Origin of the sequence: Yoonia sp., from assembly GCF_046292185.1 — a bacterium.
Classification (GTDB): domain Bacteria; phylum Pseudomonadota; class Alphaproteobacteria; order Rhodobacterales; family Rhodobacteraceae; genus Yoonia.
In genome coordinates this window covers 1-13,673 of sequence record NZ_JBKBQY010000040.1, presented here as the reverse complement: position 1 = coordinate 13,673, position 13,673 = coordinate 1, and the positions used below count along the sequence as shown (strand labels likewise).

18 protein-coding genes and 1 pseudogene are annotated in these 13,673 nt (G+C 63.4%); 8 read left to right on the top strand and 11 right to left on the bottom strand.

Translation table 11 applies throughout. The features are described 5' to 3' along the window. The first annotated feature begins 32 nt into the window (after positions 1 to 32). Genes ACK4TM_RS09130 through dtd form a run of 3 tightly spaced genes read left to right on the top strand, consistent with a single transcriptional unit; the run spans position 33 to position 2,490 of the window. The gene (locus ACK4TM_RS09130; RefSeq protein ID WP_409700044.1) at positions 33 to 1,139 is read left to right on the top strand and encodes a primosomal protein N' (replication factor Y) - superfamily II helicase; all 1,107 of its coding nucleotides are present in this window, start codon (positions 33 to 35) and stop codon (positions 1,137 to 1,139) included. 14 nt (positions 1,140 to 1,153) lie between these two features. Further along, the gene (locus tag ACK4TM_RS09125; RefSeq protein ID WP_409700041.1) at positions 1,154 to 2,056 is read left to right on the top strand and encodes a carbohydrate kinase family protein; all 903 of its coding nucleotides are present in this window, start codon (positions 1,154 to 1,156) and stop codon (positions 2,054 to 2,056) included. Continuing rightward, positions 2,053 to 2,490 (top strand): D-aminoacyl-tRNA deacylase, encoded by a 438-nt coding sequence (dtd, locus tag ACK4TM_RS09120; protein WP_409700102.1) that lies wholly within the window; start codon positions 2,053 to 2,055, stop codon positions 2,488 to 2,490. The genes ACK4TM_RS09125 and dtd overlap by 4 nt, the downstream gene beginning before the upstream one ends. Positions 2,491 to 2,505: 15 nt before the next feature. Here the strand turns inward: dtd and ACK4TM_RS09115 are convergent, their stop codons facing one another. Genes ACK4TM_RS09115 through ACK4TM_RS09105 form a run of 3 tightly spaced genes read right to left on the bottom strand, consistent with a single transcriptional unit; the run spans position 2,506 to position 4,513 of the window. Beyond that, complete coding sequence (locus ACK4TM_RS09115; protein WP_409700038.1) at positions 2,506 to 3,303, bottom strand: metal ABC transporter permease; 798 nt, start codon at positions 3,301 to 3,303, stop codon at positions 2,506 to 2,508. Continuing rightward, positions 3,303 to 4,034, bottom strand: coding sequence for an ATP-binding cassette domain-containing protein (locus ACK4TM_RS09110; RefSeq protein ID WP_409700035.1), 732 nt, complete (start codon positions 4,032 to 4,034; stop codon positions 3,303 to 3,305). Before ACK4TM_RS09110 ends, ACK4TM_RS09115 begins: the two co-directional genes overlap by 1 nt. Beyond that, positions 4,031 to 4,513: a transcriptional repressor gene (locus tag ACK4TM_RS09105; RefSeq protein ID WP_409700032.1), complete on the bottom strand. Its 483-nt coding sequence runs from the start codon at positions 4,511 to 4,513 to the stop codon at positions 4,031 to 4,033. The genes ACK4TM_RS09110 and ACK4TM_RS09105 overlap by 4 nt, the downstream gene beginning before the upstream one ends. A 69-nt stretch (positions 4,514 to 4,582) precedes the next feature. Between ACK4TM_RS09105 and ACK4TM_RS09100 the strand changes: the two genes are divergently transcribed. Beyond that, a complete protein-coding gene (locus ACK4TM_RS09100; protein WP_409700029.1) occupies positions 4,583 to 5,674 on the top strand; it encodes a zinc ABC transporter substrate-binding protein in 1,092 nt (363 codons plus the stop codon). 97 nt (positions 5,675 to 5,771) lie between these two features. On the opposite strand, the gene ACK4TM_RS09095 is transcribed toward ACK4TM_RS09100, so the two are convergent. Further along, complete coding sequence (locus tag ACK4TM_RS09095; RefSeq protein ID WP_409700026.1) at positions 5,772 to 6,530, bottom strand: HAD family hydrolase; 759 nt, start codon at positions 6,528 to 6,530, stop codon at positions 5,772 to 5,774. 8 nt (positions 6,531 to 6,538) lie between these two features. Continuing rightward, positions 6,539 to 6,817: a DUF3572 domain-containing protein gene (locus tag ACK4TM_RS09090; RefSeq protein WP_409700023.1), complete on the bottom strand. Its 279-nt coding sequence runs from the start codon at positions 6,815 to 6,817 to the stop codon at positions 6,539 to 6,541. A 93-nt stretch (positions 6,818 to 6,910) separates the two neighbouring features. On the opposite strand from ACK4TM_RS09090, the gene ACK4TM_RS09085 reads away from it, so the two are divergent. Next, entirely contained in the window at positions 6,911 to 8,302 is a 1,392-nt protein-coding gene (locus ACK4TM_RS09085) for a diguanylate cyclase (protein ID WP_409700020.1), read from the top strand. Here ACK4TM_RS09085 and ACK4TM_RS09080 read toward each other — a convergent pair. The 4 genes from ACK4TM_RS09080 to ACK4TM_RS09065 all read right to left on the bottom strand — a co-directional run bounded on the left by ACK4TM_RS09080 (position 8,291) and on the right by ACK4TM_RS09065 (position 10,049). Then, on the bottom strand, positions 8,291 to 8,782 hold the full coding sequence (locus ACK4TM_RS09080) for a periplasmic heavy metal sensor (protein ID WP_409700017.1): 492 nt from the start codon (positions 8,780 to 8,782) through the stop codon (positions 8,291 to 8,293). The genes ACK4TM_RS09085 and ACK4TM_RS09080 overlap by 12 nt on opposite strands. Further along, a complete protein-coding gene (locus tag ACK4TM_RS09075) occupies positions 8,775 to 9,107 on the bottom strand; it encodes a hypothetical protein (RefSeq protein ID WP_409700014.1) in 333 nt (110 codons plus the stop codon). The genes ACK4TM_RS09080 and ACK4TM_RS09075 overlap by 8 nt, the downstream gene beginning before the upstream one ends. Next, positions 9,091 to 9,684 carry an RNA polymerase sigma factor gene (locus ACK4TM_RS09070; RefSeq protein ID WP_409700011.1) on the bottom strand — a complete coding sequence of 198 codons (594 nt, stop codon included), beginning with the start codon at positions 9,682 to 9,684 and terminating at the stop codon, positions 9,091 to 9,093. Before ACK4TM_RS09070 ends, ACK4TM_RS09075 begins: the two co-directional genes overlap by 17 nt. A 71-nt stretch (positions 9,685 to 9,755) precedes the next feature. Next, complete coding sequence (locus ACK4TM_RS09065; protein ID WP_409700009.1) at positions 9,756 to 10,049, bottom strand: RNA polymerase subunit sigma-70; 294 nt, start codon at positions 10,047 to 10,049, stop codon at positions 9,756 to 9,758. Positions 10,050 to 10,220: 171 nt separating this feature from the next. On the opposite strand from ACK4TM_RS09065, the gene ACK4TM_RS09060 reads away from it, so the two are divergent. Beyond that, complete coding sequence (locus tag ACK4TM_RS09060; protein WP_409700006.1) at positions 10,221 to 10,610, top strand: DUF983 domain-containing protein; 390 nt, start codon at positions 10,221 to 10,223, stop codon at positions 10,608 to 10,610. Further along, positions 10,607 to 11,278 (top strand): NUDIX hydrolase, encoded by a 672-nt coding sequence (locus ACK4TM_RS09055; RefSeq protein WP_409700003.1) that lies wholly within the window; start codon positions 10,607 to 10,609, stop codon positions 11,276 to 11,278. The genes ACK4TM_RS09060 and ACK4TM_RS09055 overlap by 4 nt, the downstream gene beginning before the upstream one ends. Here the strand turns inward: ACK4TM_RS09055 and ACK4TM_RS09050 are convergent. After that, positions 11,275 to 12,162: a fatty acid desaturase gene (locus ACK4TM_RS09050; RefSeq protein WP_409700000.1), complete on the bottom strand. Its 888-nt coding sequence runs from the start codon at positions 12,160 to 12,162 to the stop codon at positions 11,275 to 11,277. The two genes, ACK4TM_RS09055 and ACK4TM_RS09050, sit on opposite strands and share 4 nt — an antisense overlap. Positions 12,163 to 12,244: 82 nt before the next feature. Between ACK4TM_RS09050 and ACK4TM_RS09045 the strand changes: the two are divergent. Beyond that, positions 12,245 to 13,146 (top strand): annotated as a pseudogene (locus tag ACK4TM_RS09045) (helix-turn-helix domain-containing protein). Here the strand turns inward: ACK4TM_RS09045 and ACK4TM_RS09040 are convergent. Continuing rightward, complete coding sequence (locus tag ACK4TM_RS09040) at positions 13,103 to 13,648, bottom strand: lipocalin family protein (RefSeq protein WP_409699996.1); 546 nt, start codon at positions 13,646 to 13,648, stop codon at positions 13,103 to 13,105. The pseudogene ACK4TM_RS09045 and the gene ACK4TM_RS09040 overlap by 44 nt on opposite strands. Positions 13,649 to 13,673: the final 25 nt, after the last annotated feature.

The window sequence follows — 13,673 nt, the reverse complement described above, 5'->3', positions numbered from 1 at the left end:
ACCAATGCCCTGCGGATAAGGCAAACCAGTCCATGACCCAGACAGACAATTTGGCCCCCGTCGATCACCGTTTTCCCTGCGATGCCTGCGGGGCCAATATGCGGTTTGATCCGCAACGCAATCAACTGATCTGCCAGCATTGCGGCAACACACAAGACATGCCGCAAAGCGCGCAGGCAACAGGCGGGATCAAGGAACTCGACTTTCGCCGTGCCGTCGAAGAACGCCTGCCCGCGGCGGACATTGAAATCACCCGCACGGTATCCTGCGAAAGCTGTGGCGCGCAGTTTGAATTTGACCCCGATACCCATGCCACCCAATGCCCGTTTTGCGCCAGCCCAGTGGTCAGCGACACCGGCACCCACCGGCACATCAAGCCGGGGGGCCTTTTGCCCTTTGCACTGGACGAACCCGTCGCACATAAGGCGATGAACGATTGGCTGGGCAGTTTGTGGTTCGCGCCCAACGGGTTGCAGGATTACGCCCGCAAGGGGCGGCGGATGAACGGCATCTACGTTCCCTATTGGACCTTCGATGCCGATACGCAAAGCCGCTATACCGGCCAGCGCGGCACGCATTATTACGTGACGCAAACCGTGGTGCGCAACGGCAAGACCACACAGGTGCGCGTGCGCAAAACCCGGTGGCGGTCCGTCTCTGGTCAGGTCGCACGGTTCTTCGACGATGTGCTGGTGCTGGCGTCCAAATCACTGCCCAAGAAACACACCGACGGGCTGGAACCCTGGGACCTCAGCGCGTTGGAACCCTACAAACCCGACTACCTTGCCGGGTTCCGCGCCGAAGGCTATCAGATCGCGCTTGAGGACGGGTTCACCGAGGCCCGCGCCTATATGGATCGGATGATCGCGCGCGATGTGAAATACGACATCGGCGGCGATGACCAGCGCATCGGGCAGATCGACACAAGGATCAGCGATGTCACCTTCAAGCATGTCCTGCTGCCGGTCTGGCTGGCCGCCTATAAATACCGCGGGCAAAGCTATCAATTCGTGGTCAATGGCCGCACTGGGCGTGTGCAGGGCGAACGGCCCTATTCAGCGTGGAAAATCGCCTTTGCGGTGATCGTCGGTCTGATCTTGGCAGCGGGCATCGGTTTCGTTATCGCTAACACCCAATAAAGGGAGGAAATGCGATGATCCTATGCTGCGGTGAAGCCTTGATCGACATGCTGCCGCGCGACGGCGCGGGAGAGGCCTGTTTCGCCCCCCATGCCGGGGGTGCGGTTTTCAACACGGCGGTGGCCTTGGGGCGGTTGGACGCGTCGGTGCAATTCTTTTCCGGCCTGTCGTCGGATCTGTTCGGTACGATCCTGCAGGATCAGCTGCGCGCCTCTGGTGTGGACAGCAGCCCTGCCGCGATCAGCGACCGGCCCACGACGCTGGCATTTGTTAAGCTGACGGATGGTCATGCGTCCTATGCGTTTTACGATGAAAACACCGCAGGCCGCATGCTGACCCCCGGTGATCTGCCCGACACACAGGCGGATGCGTTGTTTTTCGGCGGTATCTCACTGGTCGTGGACCCATGTGCCGCCGCCTATGAGGCGCTGATGCTGCGCGAAGCGCCGCGTGCCGTCACGATGATCGACCCCAATATCCGCCCCGGTTTCATCAAGGACGAACCCGTGTATCGCGCGCGATTGAAACGGATGCTGGGGGCTGCGGATATCATCAAGATATCGGACGAGGATCTGTCCTGGATCACCGGCAATGACGATGCCACAGCCCTGCGCGCACAAACCGGGGCTGCCGTCGTGTTGCTGACACGCGGCGCGGATGGGGTCAGCGTGATCACCAGTGATGCAGCCTTTGACGTGCCTGCCGTCAAAGCGACGGTCGTCGATACGGTCGGCGCGGGCGATACGTTCAGCGCGGGGTTTCTGGCCGATCTGCAGGCGCAGGGGTTGCTGCGCAAATCCGCGATTGTCGGGGTGGGACGCGATGCGCTGACCCGTGCCACAGCCTTTGGCGCGCGGGTGGCAGCGATCACGGTCAGCCGCGCTGGCGCCAACCCGCCATGGGCGTCAGAGCTGTGAAAGCGCTGATCCAGCGCGTCAGCTACGCCAGTGTCAGCGTCGATGGCAAGGTGATCGGCGAGATCGGGCCGGGCCTGCTGATCCTTGTCTGCGCGATGGCGAGTGATGATGCCGGCACATCGGCGACACTCGCCGCCAAGATCGCCAAGCTGCGGATTTTCAAGGATGCGGCTGGCAAGATGAACCTGTCCCTGCGTGACACCGGCGGCGCGGCCCTCATCGTCAGCCAGTTCACGCTGGCCGCCGATACATCACGCGGCAACCGTCCAGGGTTTTCCGCCGCGGCCAGTCCCGATCAGGGGCGTGTGCTGTATGAACAATTCATCAAGGACGTCAGCGCCCTGGGCATTCCGACAGCCAGCGGATCATTCGGCGCGGATATGCAGGTGTCGTTGCTGAACGACGGGCCGGTCACGCTGATGCTGGATGTCTGACAGCGCTGATCGGGACTAAACCTGCAATTGCGGCAATTGCCGGCCTACCATGCTGACCGCGAAAATCGCGACGGCGACGCAGATGATCGACGGGCCGACCTGGGTGTCGAAATACATTGCCAGACGTAGCCCGCCAATGGCCGACAAGGCCCCGATCGCCATCGCGAAAAACGCCATCCGTTCCGGCGTACTGGCAAAACCGCGCGCGGCCGCGGCGGGAATGATCAGCAAGGCGGTGATCAGCAGCGCGCCCACGACCTTGATCGCCACGGCGACGACGGCTGCAACCAGCACCGTCAGGATCAATTGCTGCCTGCGCGGGTTGATCCCGGCGGCAAAGGCCAGATCGGGGTTCAGCGTCGCGGTCAGCATCGCCGACCATTGCCACCAGAGCACGCCGATCAGCAGCGCCCCGCCGCCCCAGATCACCGCCAGATCGTTGCGCGTGACGCTGAGCACGTCACCGAAAAGATAGGCATCAAGGTCGATCCTCTGCCCCGGCACCAGCGTGACCGCGACCAGCCCCAGCGCCAGCGCACCATGCGCCAGCACGCCAAGAATTGTATCCACCGCGATGCCCTGTCCGCTCAGGCCATGAATCAGCACCGCCATGCACAAAGCCACAACCGCCACGCCCAACGTGATCGAGGTGCCGAACAGCAGCGCCATCGCCACGCCAAGGATCGCGGCATGCGCAGTGGCATCGCCGAAATAGGCCATGCGCCGCCAGACCACGAAACAACCCAGAAGCCCCGTTGCCACAGCCGTACCCACAGCCGCAAGCGCGGCACGGATCAGAAAATCATCCAGCATTATTCAGCCGCCTCGTGGTGGTGATCATGGGCATGATCATGATCATGACGATAAAGCGCCAGCGCGCCGCCCGTGCCGGTGCCGAACAATTCGCGATAAGCGGGCGCGGCAGAGACCACCTCTGGCGTGCCTTCGCAGCAGATATGACCGTTCAGACAGATCACCCTGTCAGACGCGCTCATCACCACGTGCAACTCATGGCTGACCATCAGCACAGCGCAGCCCAGATCATGCCGCACAGCTGCGATCTGGCGGTAAAACGCGGCTGAACCGGGCTGGTCAAGGCCTTGCGTCGCCTCGTCCAGCATCAGGACATCGGGCTTGGCGAGGATTGCGCGCGCCAGCAGCACGCGCTGGAACTGCCCGCCGGACAGTTGCGACATCTGCTGGCGGCCCAGCCCTGCCACACCCGCCGCGCCCAAAGCCGCTGCCGCGGCAGCGGCAGGCACGGGCCTGGGCAGGTTCAGGAACCGTGTCACGGTAATCGGCAGGGTCGGGTCGATGTGCAGTTTCTGTGGCACATAGCCGATGCGCAGGCCGGGTTTGCGGGTCACGCGGCCTTTCTGCGGCTTCAGCGCCCCGATCAACAGGCGCAGCAGCGTGGATTTGCCCGATCCGTTGGGGCCGACAATCGTCACGATTTCGCCGGGGGCAAGCGTCATGCTGACGTTCTGCAGCACTTTCTGACCGCCGTGGGCGAATTCGATGTGGCGCGCGTCGATCAGGCTCATGCGGCAGCGCTCGACTGGCAGGCGGGGCAAAGCCCTTCCGCCTCGATCACGGTCTGTTCAAGCTGGAAACCATTCGCTGCCGCGGCCCGTGCCAGCGACCGGGAGCTGGCCTGCGCTTCGGCGACGGTACCGCATTTGCGGCAGATCATGAAAGCGGGGTCATGGGTCGCGCCGGGATGGGCGCAGGCGATAAAGGCGTTCAACCGCTCGATCCGGTGGACAAAACCCTGATCCACCAGAAAGCTCAGCGCGCGATAGGCGACGGGCGGTTTGGACCCAAGCCCTTCGGCATCAAGCCGCGCCAGCACGTCATAGGCGCCAAGGGCCGCATGGCTTTCCAGCAGGATTTCCAGCACCCGGCGGCGCACGGGTGACAGCTTGACCTTGCGCGCGGCGCAGGCGGCATCCGCTGCGGCCAGCGCGGCGCTGATGCAATTGGCGTGGTCGTGACGGGCAAAGGGCGTCGGGTCTTTGGACATGGTGCGCCTTGTGATGTTATAACATTTCAAATATACCACCCATTCCATTCCATAACAAGGACCGCCACCATGATTCGACTGTTTGCCGCTTGCTGTCTTGCGCCTGCCGCAGCCTTTGCCGAAGTGCCCAGGGTGATGACCGATTTCGCACCGATCCACAGCCTGACCGCGCAGGTCATGGGCGATCTTGGCACCCCCGATCTGCTGATGCCCCCCGGTGCTGACCCGCATGATTTCGCGCTGCGCCCCAGTGACGCGGGCAATCTGGGTGAGGCCGATCTGCTGTTCTGGACCGGCCCCGGTCTGACACCCTGGCTGACCGATCTGATCGACACGCTGGCCCCGCAGGCGACACAGGTCACCTTGCTGGAAGTCCCCGGCTGGGACACGCTGCCGATCCGCGATATCCAGAAATTCACCGTCCCCGCCGCCGAAGAGCATGATCACGACGAGCATGGGCATGATGATCATGGGCATGATGATCACGGACATGACGATCATGGACATGACGACCATGGACATGACGACCATGATCATGCGCATGATGATGATCACGGGCACGATCACGCACATGATGACCACGGCCATGATCACAGCCATGACGCGCATTCCCACGATCACGATCACGATCATGACCACGGCGATTTCGATCCCCATGCCTGGCTTGACCCAAACATCGCGCAGGTCTGGGTGGCGGCCATTGCCGACGAACTGAGCGCGGCTGATCCGGACAATGCCGCAACCTATGCCAGCAATGCAGAGGCCGCGATTGCGCGTCTGGCCGCACTGGACACAGAGCTTGCCGCGCAGATGACCCCGCTGGCAGGGCAGGCCTATATCCTGCCGCATGACGGTTATCAGTATTTCGAAGCGCGCTATGGCCTGACCGCCTCTGGTGCGATTTCGGGTATCGATGCCCGCACGCCCGGACCGGCCCAGATCGCGAGCCTGCGTGACCAGATGGCGCAAAGCGATATCGTCTGTGTCTTCAGCGATGCCGAAATCGGTGAACGCTGGGCAACTGTCGTGACCGAAGGCACCAGCGCGCGCACAGCGCGGATCGACGGTGTCGGCATGGATCTCGACAGCGGCGTGGATCTTTATGATGCATTGCTGCGGCGTCTGGCAGATGACTTTGCCGATTGTCTGGGCGGCGCGTAAAACCGCAACCTTCCGGCGCGAAAGACTTTTTTCAAAAGTCTTTCTTTCGGGCAAAAATATCTGACAATTATTTTTGCCCCCTCCCGCAGCGCCGGGCTCAGCCGGGGATCAGCCTTTCACGCTGCAGCCAGGCTGGTATCTCGCCGATGTCACGCAGGACCACATCGGCGAGGCCCTCCAGTTCCGCGCGCGGCGCGGGACCGGTCAGCACGGCGATGGTCATCATCCCTGCCGCCCGACCGGCATGCAGATCATGGGTGCTGTCGCCGACCATGATGCAGGCATCGGGCGCAAGACCTGTCGCGCGGCAAAAGCCGTGCAATTGCCCCGGTCCGGGCTTGGCCCCAAAGCCGCTGTCGTAGCCCGCGACAAAAGCGAAATCCGCGCGGATGCCGGCGCCTTCCAGATGGCGCAGGGCGGGGGTTTCGGCATCATTGGTGACCACGCCCAGCGTCAGACCGATCTGGCGCAATTGCGCGACATAGGCGCGCAACGGCACGGCTTCGACCTGTGCCACCTTCATCGAACCGGCATTCATCCGCGCCAGCAAGGCATCCTTGTCCGTGGCAGGCACGACACCAAGGATCGCGTCCGCCACCTCCTCCACCGTAGAAGCGATGACGACAGAGCCCGGCAGGAACCGCGCATTCTCCATGTCATAGCCCAGCACGGCGGCCAGTCTTTCGCACAGGATCGGATCATCGCCCGCCTCGGCGATCAGCATCGCGCGGGTCCAGGCGCCCCAGGTCGCGTTGAAGTCGAACAAGGTGCCGTCCTTGTCAAAGATGATGCCTGAAATCACGTGCGGTCCTTTCCCGAAATCCTGCGCCGCACCGGACCCGAGCGGCGCTGGCATGTCAAGTGTCAGGTCCAGTGCACCTGTTCCGCCCCCGGCAGCGCATAACGTGCGCGCAGCGGCAGATCATAGGCCAGCCCCTGCGCGTCGCAGAACGCCATGACCCAGTTGTCGTCCATCGTGATGAAATCCAGCACCGCCGCCTGAAAGGCAGGTTCTGCCGCCCGGTCGCGCAGGTCATCGACCGCAGCACCGCTGGCCCCCAGAAAAGTCGTGCAGATGTCGTCCTGCCCGGCCATCCAGCCCAAAGCCTGCAAGGCGATCACCTGCGCCTGATCCGGTCCCATGAAATATCCTTAATCTGCGCGAAAGGGTTTTTTAACTAATATGCGCGAAAGTGGCGGGATGAAACGGGTTTGTTCCCGCCAAGGGGTGTAGAAATGTCCGGCCGTATCTTGATCGTGGATAATGTGGCGACCAACCGGATCGTCCTGCGCGCGGCGATGCAGGCCGCGCAATATACTGTCGATGCCTGCACCACGCCAGCGCAGGCGCGGGCCAGCATCGCCATCAACCGCCCGGATCTGATCCTCGTCAATCTGTCGGGGGTCGCCGCAGAGGAAACCGGTTTCTGCACCGCCCTGAAGGCCGATCCTGACACCGGCGGGATCGCGATCATCGCAACCGGCGTGCCCGATACGGCGCGGGCGCGGCTGGCCGCGCTTGATGCCGGCGCGGATGAGGTGCTGGCGCGCCCGACGCATGATGCGCTGCTCTTGGCGCGAATCCGCAGCCTGCTGCGCGCGCGGGCGGCGACGGATGAATTGTTCCTGCGCGACAGTACCAGCCGTGCTTTGGGTTTTCATGACAGCCAGTCGCCCTTTGCCGCAGCCGGACGGGTAACCCTGATCGCGGCACCGCCCTCCCCCTGGCACGATCTGACTGCGGTGTTGAACCGCGGGTTGGATCAGCCGGTGCAGACCCGCGACGCCTGCGCCGCCCTGCGCGATTGTGACGCCGCCGATTGCCCGGATCTGTTCATCATCCCCGTCGCCAGCCGCGAAAGCGACACCGGCGCGCTGTTCAGTCTGGTATCCGACCTGCGGTCGCGTCCTGAAACGCGGCTGTCCTGCCTGCTCGTGGTGGTGCCTGCGAATGCGCCCGACATGGCGGCCCTGTTTCTGGATCTGGGTGCCGATGATGTTGTGCTGCATGATGCACTGCCCGCGGAAATGATCCTGCGCGCCCGCACCCTGGTGCAGCGCAAGCAATTGCACGACCGGCTGCGGCGCAACCTGCGCGACGGCATGCAGGCGGCAGTGACCGATCCGCTGACCGGCCTGTTCAACCGGCGCTATGTCGATCATCACCTGACGCGGATGTCCGCACAATGCACCGCTGCGGGCCGGGCATTGGCGGTGATGATGATCGATATCGACCATTTCAAGGCCATCAATGACCGCTATGGTCATGCTGCCGGTGACCGTGTGCTGGTCGCCATCGCCCAACGACTGCGCGACAATCTGCGGGCCGTCGATCTGGTCGCCCGCATCGGGGGTGAGGAATTTCTGATCGCCATGCCGCGCACCACCGCCGAACAGGCGCAGGGTGCGGCCAACCGGTTGCGGCGGCTGATCAACCAGACACCTTTCGACCTGGGCGAGGCTGATGGCCCGACCCGCGTCACCATTTCGGTCGGGGTCGCGCTCAGCGGTGCGGCGGGGCCGGACCAGCAGGACATGGTGCGCATGTGCGATCTCGCGGATGCTGCTCTTTACCGGGCAAAATCCGGCGGGCGGGACCGCGTCGCGATGGAAACGTCAATCGTCTGAGCGTGTGTCGCGCGCCGGGCGGCGCTGCCATTCCTGTTCCAGTTGATCGGCAAAGCTGCGGCGGCGTTCCGGGGTCATCGCCGCGATCATGTCCAGCACGGCGCGCCGCGCGCTGGCCTGCATCTGCGCCAGATGCGCCGCCTGATCCTCCATCAGCGCCTGCATCATCGCCCCGTCGTAGGGCTCTGCCCGCAAGGCCGCTGTCATCGCCGCCATCTGCGCGCGAAAATCATGGTCGCCCAGCGCGCCCCGTTGCGGGCGCAGCTCCCGCCCTATTTCGCGGCGTTCCTCGCTCGTCAGGGCGCGGGCCACGGGGCCAAGCCCGAAATCAATGCGGCGCGGCGGCCCGTCACCGAACCGGCCGGATACCACCGCCCCGGCGATAACCCCGACAACGGCAAGGTTCAGTGCCAGCGACACCACCAGCACAATCCGCCAGATCCGCGACGGGCGCGCCACGGTTTTTGCCTGTTCAGCCATCTGCCGGTTCTCCTGTCTCGGTCATGAAATCATCTGCAAAAAGCCCCACGCTGACGGTCTCGCCCAGCAGGGAAAGCGCATAATCCTCGACCGCGGGGGGCGGCGCGATGCCGATCCAGAGCCCGGCAAAGGTCGCTGCCGCCAGACTGCCAAAGGCGGGCCAGCCACCAATCATGCCGCGCAATTGCTGCCACAATGGGACAGGCGCCACCGCGTGCGGCACATCCGCCAGCACCCGCGCAACCAGGGCGTCACTAGGGGTATGCGTCTGCGCGCGGGCCTGCGCGAACAGATCGTCAAGCATGTCATCAGGCGGGTTCGTCATCGTCATACCCCAATTCTGCCTTGCGCCCGGCCATGATCGCGGCCAGCGCCCGTTTCCCGCGTGCCGTCAGACTTTCGACCGAGGTCACGCTGATGTCCATGATCACCGCAATCTGCGGATTGGACAAACCTTCCAGATGGCGCAGGGCCACCGCCTGTGCCTGCCGCTCGGGCAACTGTGCCAAAGCATCCGACAAGGCGCGCATTCTCGCCTTTGTCTGCATCTGTGCCGCGACAGATGGCGCATGGTCCAAAGGTTCCGCGACCTGATCCAGCGCCACATACCGCCGCCTGCGCAACCGGTCGGTGCACAGATTCGCCACCACACGGTAAAGCCAGGTGGTGACCTGCGCCTCGCCCTGCCGCCAGTCGGGCGCGATCCTCCAAAGCCGCAGCATGGCGTCCTGCGCCACATCCTCGGCCTCTCCCCGGTCGGCCAGCATCCGCATCGCCTGCGCCAGAACACGCGGCAGTAACCGCAAGGTCAGCGCTTCGGCCGCAGCGACGCTGCCCTCGGCATAGGCCAGAAGCAACGCCTCGTCCGAGGCACCGGCGAAAGGGTCGGACAAATCCGTCATCTGTGATCGTGCTAACGGCATCCGCCCCCCAAGACAATTGGCGACAGGCAGCTTGCCCGCCGCCGCAGCGGTCAGTCACGCGCGGGGCGGTCGGGGCGGTCGCCACGCCGTTCCTTTGCAGCCTCGAATTCCGCCGGGGTGATCACGCCATCCTCGTCGGCATCAAGCCGCGCGAACATCCGTTCCACCCGGTCCGCAGCGCGGGCCTGCGCATAGGCGGTCATTTCCGCCAGTGATACCGCGCCATCGCCGTCTGTATCCATCGCCGCCAGATCCGGGCGGTCGCGATGCCCCTGCGCCATCACGGCACCTGCGGTCAGGGTCAGGGCTGCGGCCAGTCCTGCCGCGATCAAAGTGGTTTTCATGCTGTTTTCCTCTCAATCGTCTTGCAGCTTTGTGCTGCTGACCCTTGTTGAACGCAGCACCGCGCCGTTTCCGTCGCAGCGATACTTCACGCCGTTATGACCCGATAAAATATCGCGCTACGCTTCCTTTCTGCGGCAATGAGACCTAGATTACACAAACAGGAGAGTCCCATGACCGACACCACATTCGCCGCCGATGATCGCCCGAGCAGGCCCGCCATTCTGAACGGCCTGCGTTGCCGTTGCCCGAAATGCGGGACCGGCAAATTGTTCGACCGGTTTCTGCATGTCGCCGATAATTGCCCGGATTGCGGCGAGGAACTTTACCACCACCGCGCCGATGACGGGCCGGCCTATCTGACGATCCTGATCGTGGCGCATATCATCGGTTTTGCGATCCATCTCATGTGGGTGATCTGGCGGCCCGATCCAATGGTCATGGCGACGGTCCTGTCGCTGGGTGCAATCGGTCTGTCGCTGGCCCTGCTGCCGCCGATGAAAGGGCTGATGGTCGGCATCCAATGGTCGCGCCGGATGCATGGGTTCAAGAACGCGGGATGATCCCGGTCCGCGACGCAGCCACGCTGATCGTGCTGCGCGATGCCGCGACCCGGCCCGCCGTCCTGATGGGGCAACGCGGCGCGGCGGTCGCCTTCATGCCCGGCAAATTCGTCTTTCCGGGCGGTGCGGTTGACGCCAATGATGCGCTGGCCCCGCTCATCCCGCTGCCCGCACAAGACCATGCGCGCCTTGCGACTGACAGCGCCACAGCGCCCGCCTGCATCGCCGCTGCCGCAATCCGCGAATTATGGGAAGAAACCGGTCAGATCCTTGGCGCGCCCGGCGACTGGCCCGATCCGCCCCGCGGCTGGCGCGGTTTCGCCGCCACCGGCCACCGGCCCAATGGCGCGGCATTGCGGTTCTTTTTCCGCGCGGTGACGCCTGTCGGCCCGCCCCGCCGCTTTGACGCGCGGTTCTTTCTGGCGGATGCGGCTGATCTGGTCACCGATCCAGATGATTTCAACGGGGCCGAGGATGAACTCGCCCATCTGCAATGGATCGCGCTGGATCAGGCGCGCAATTTCGATCTGCCCTTCATCACCCAGGTCGTGCTGGCCGAACTGAACGCATATGTCGCGCGGGGCGGCACGCTGCACGACGTGCCGTTCTTCCGCAATGATGACGAGGCGCATCTGGTCAGCCGACTGGGCGGCAGATCCCCGATCTAGCGTGGGCGCAAAGGATGCGGCACCGGGTCCTTGGCCCGCCACAGGTATTGCCGGAACAGCGCCCCGTAAGAGCTGAACAGATAGCCCCCATTGCGGCGCAGGTAATGATCCCTGCGCGCCCGGTAAAGCGCAGGCAGCGCATACCATGGCACTGACGGATGCATATGATGCACCACATGCAGGTTGTTGTTGAGGAACAGAAACGCCAGCGGTCCACGATCCTCGATAATCACGCTGCGGCCACTGGCGCGGATATGCGCCTGATGTTCGGCAAAGGTGCGCAGTTTCAGCAGGGCCAGCCCCAGCCAGACCGCCATCAGATAGGCCCAGACCGGCATCGGCGACAATGCGACCAGCGCCAGTACCGCCACCGTCGCGGGCAGATGCAGAGCCCAGTCAAGGCGGCTCTGCACCGTTTGGTGCTGCCATTCCGACATGGCGAAACCGATGGTCCCCACCACCGGCCCCAGTACCAGCCGGCCCCCCAGCGTATTGTTCAGCCGCAGCACAGCCTGTGCGACCGCAGGCAGACGGTCCCAGATGGCCGGGTCCATGAAATTGCTTTCAGGATCATCATAGGGGTCGGTGATCACCTCATCATAGTGATGTGCACGATGCGTCGCCGCAAACCGCGCATAGGGAATGACCAGCGTCAAAGGTACCGCGACGATCAGGTCATTCAGACGCTGCGATTGGAAAGGATGCCCATGGATCGCCTCGTGTTGCAGTGAAGAATGAAAGGCAATTGCCACGCCGGTGACAATTACCCCAAGGGATAGCGGCATTAGCCAAAGGGCGGACAACCAGACCAGATAGCATAGCAGGATCAACGCCAAGGTTGGCCATTCGATACGCCAGCGCTTTGTTTTATCATGTAAATTCATGGAGGCAGGCTATACCCGCCTCGCGTCGCAAGGAATGCTGTGACTGGTTCACAAAATCAAGCGGATGTGATAATAATCACCAATGATGTTAAAAACCGACAAACGGGACCGAGCACAACTATTCCGCGACCGGCTGAAGATCGCGATGGGCCGCGCGCAGATCAGCCAGACCGCGCTGGCGCGCCGGGTCGGGGTGGACCGGTCCACCCTATCTCAATTGCTGCAGAATCAGGGCGCGCGCCTGCCGGGTGCGCAGCTAGTGGCGGAATCTTCCGCCGCCCTTGGCGGTCAGCGCCGATTGGTTGCTGGGCTTGTCGGATTTTCCCGAACAGGCGGCCGATCTGGTGGCAAGCGCCGTTGCGATGCCCGAAGCCTCGCGCGCAATGGGCGACGACCGGATCTTCGCCTGGCACAGAGAGGCTGCGGGTTACAAGATCCGCCACGTCCCCTCGGGCCTGCCCGATATGCTCAAGACGCCGGAAATGCTGCGCTGGGAATATGCGCCGGCGGTGGACAAGACGATCGATCAGGCGATCGGCGCCAGCTCTGACCGGCTGACCTGGATGCAGAGATCGAAATCCGATTATGAAATCGCCCTGCCGATGACCGAACTGGATATTTTCGCGCGCGGCCAAGGGTATTACAACGGCCTGTCCGCCCAAATCAGACAGGCGCAACTGCAGCGTTTTCGCGACCTGCACAGCACACATTACCCATCGCTGCGCCTGCACCTGTTCAACCCGCGCGCGGTCTATTCCGCCCCCGTGACGGTGTTTGGGCCGCTGCTGGCGGTGATCTATGTCGGGCGCAATTACATCGCCTTTCGCGATACTGAACGAGTCAGCGCGATCACAAGGCATTTTGATATGCTGGTGCGCAGCGCGGTGATCGGCCAGCGCGATATCGGCGCGCATTTCGACGATCTGATCAGGCTGGTGCGTTAGGGCTGCAGGATCAGCAACCGGCTCAGATCATAGCCGTTGAAGGCCAGCATTCCGCGCGCCGCATTCAACCGGTCGGCAGGGATCACCGGATCGCGGTTCAATATCCAGCCTGACCGCCCATCCGGGGCGCCGATGACAGCGGTGCGATAGGTTTCATCCGTCCAGAGCACCCAGAAATCCGCAGCACCCAAAGGTACCGAGGGGAAACTCACCTTCAACCGCCCTGGCCCCACAACCGTCGCCGTGCCGTCGATTACCGACCGGACCGACCCATCGGAATTGCGGCAGGTGTTGCGCACTGAAATCCGACCGTCAGGCAAGGCGCCGTATTGCGCAGTCACGCCGACACATCCCGCCTCGAACGGGACAGGATAGCGCGCGACCTCGTACCATGTCCCCAGAAACAGTGCCGGATCAAAGACCGCCTTGGACGATATCGGCAAGGATGTATCGCGATACACCTCAAACAGCCCGCCACGCGGCTCGCCCGGCTGCACGCTACACCCCGCCAGCAAAACCGCCATCATCAGAAATTTGCGCATGCGCCCCCCCCCCCCAAAACCTTCC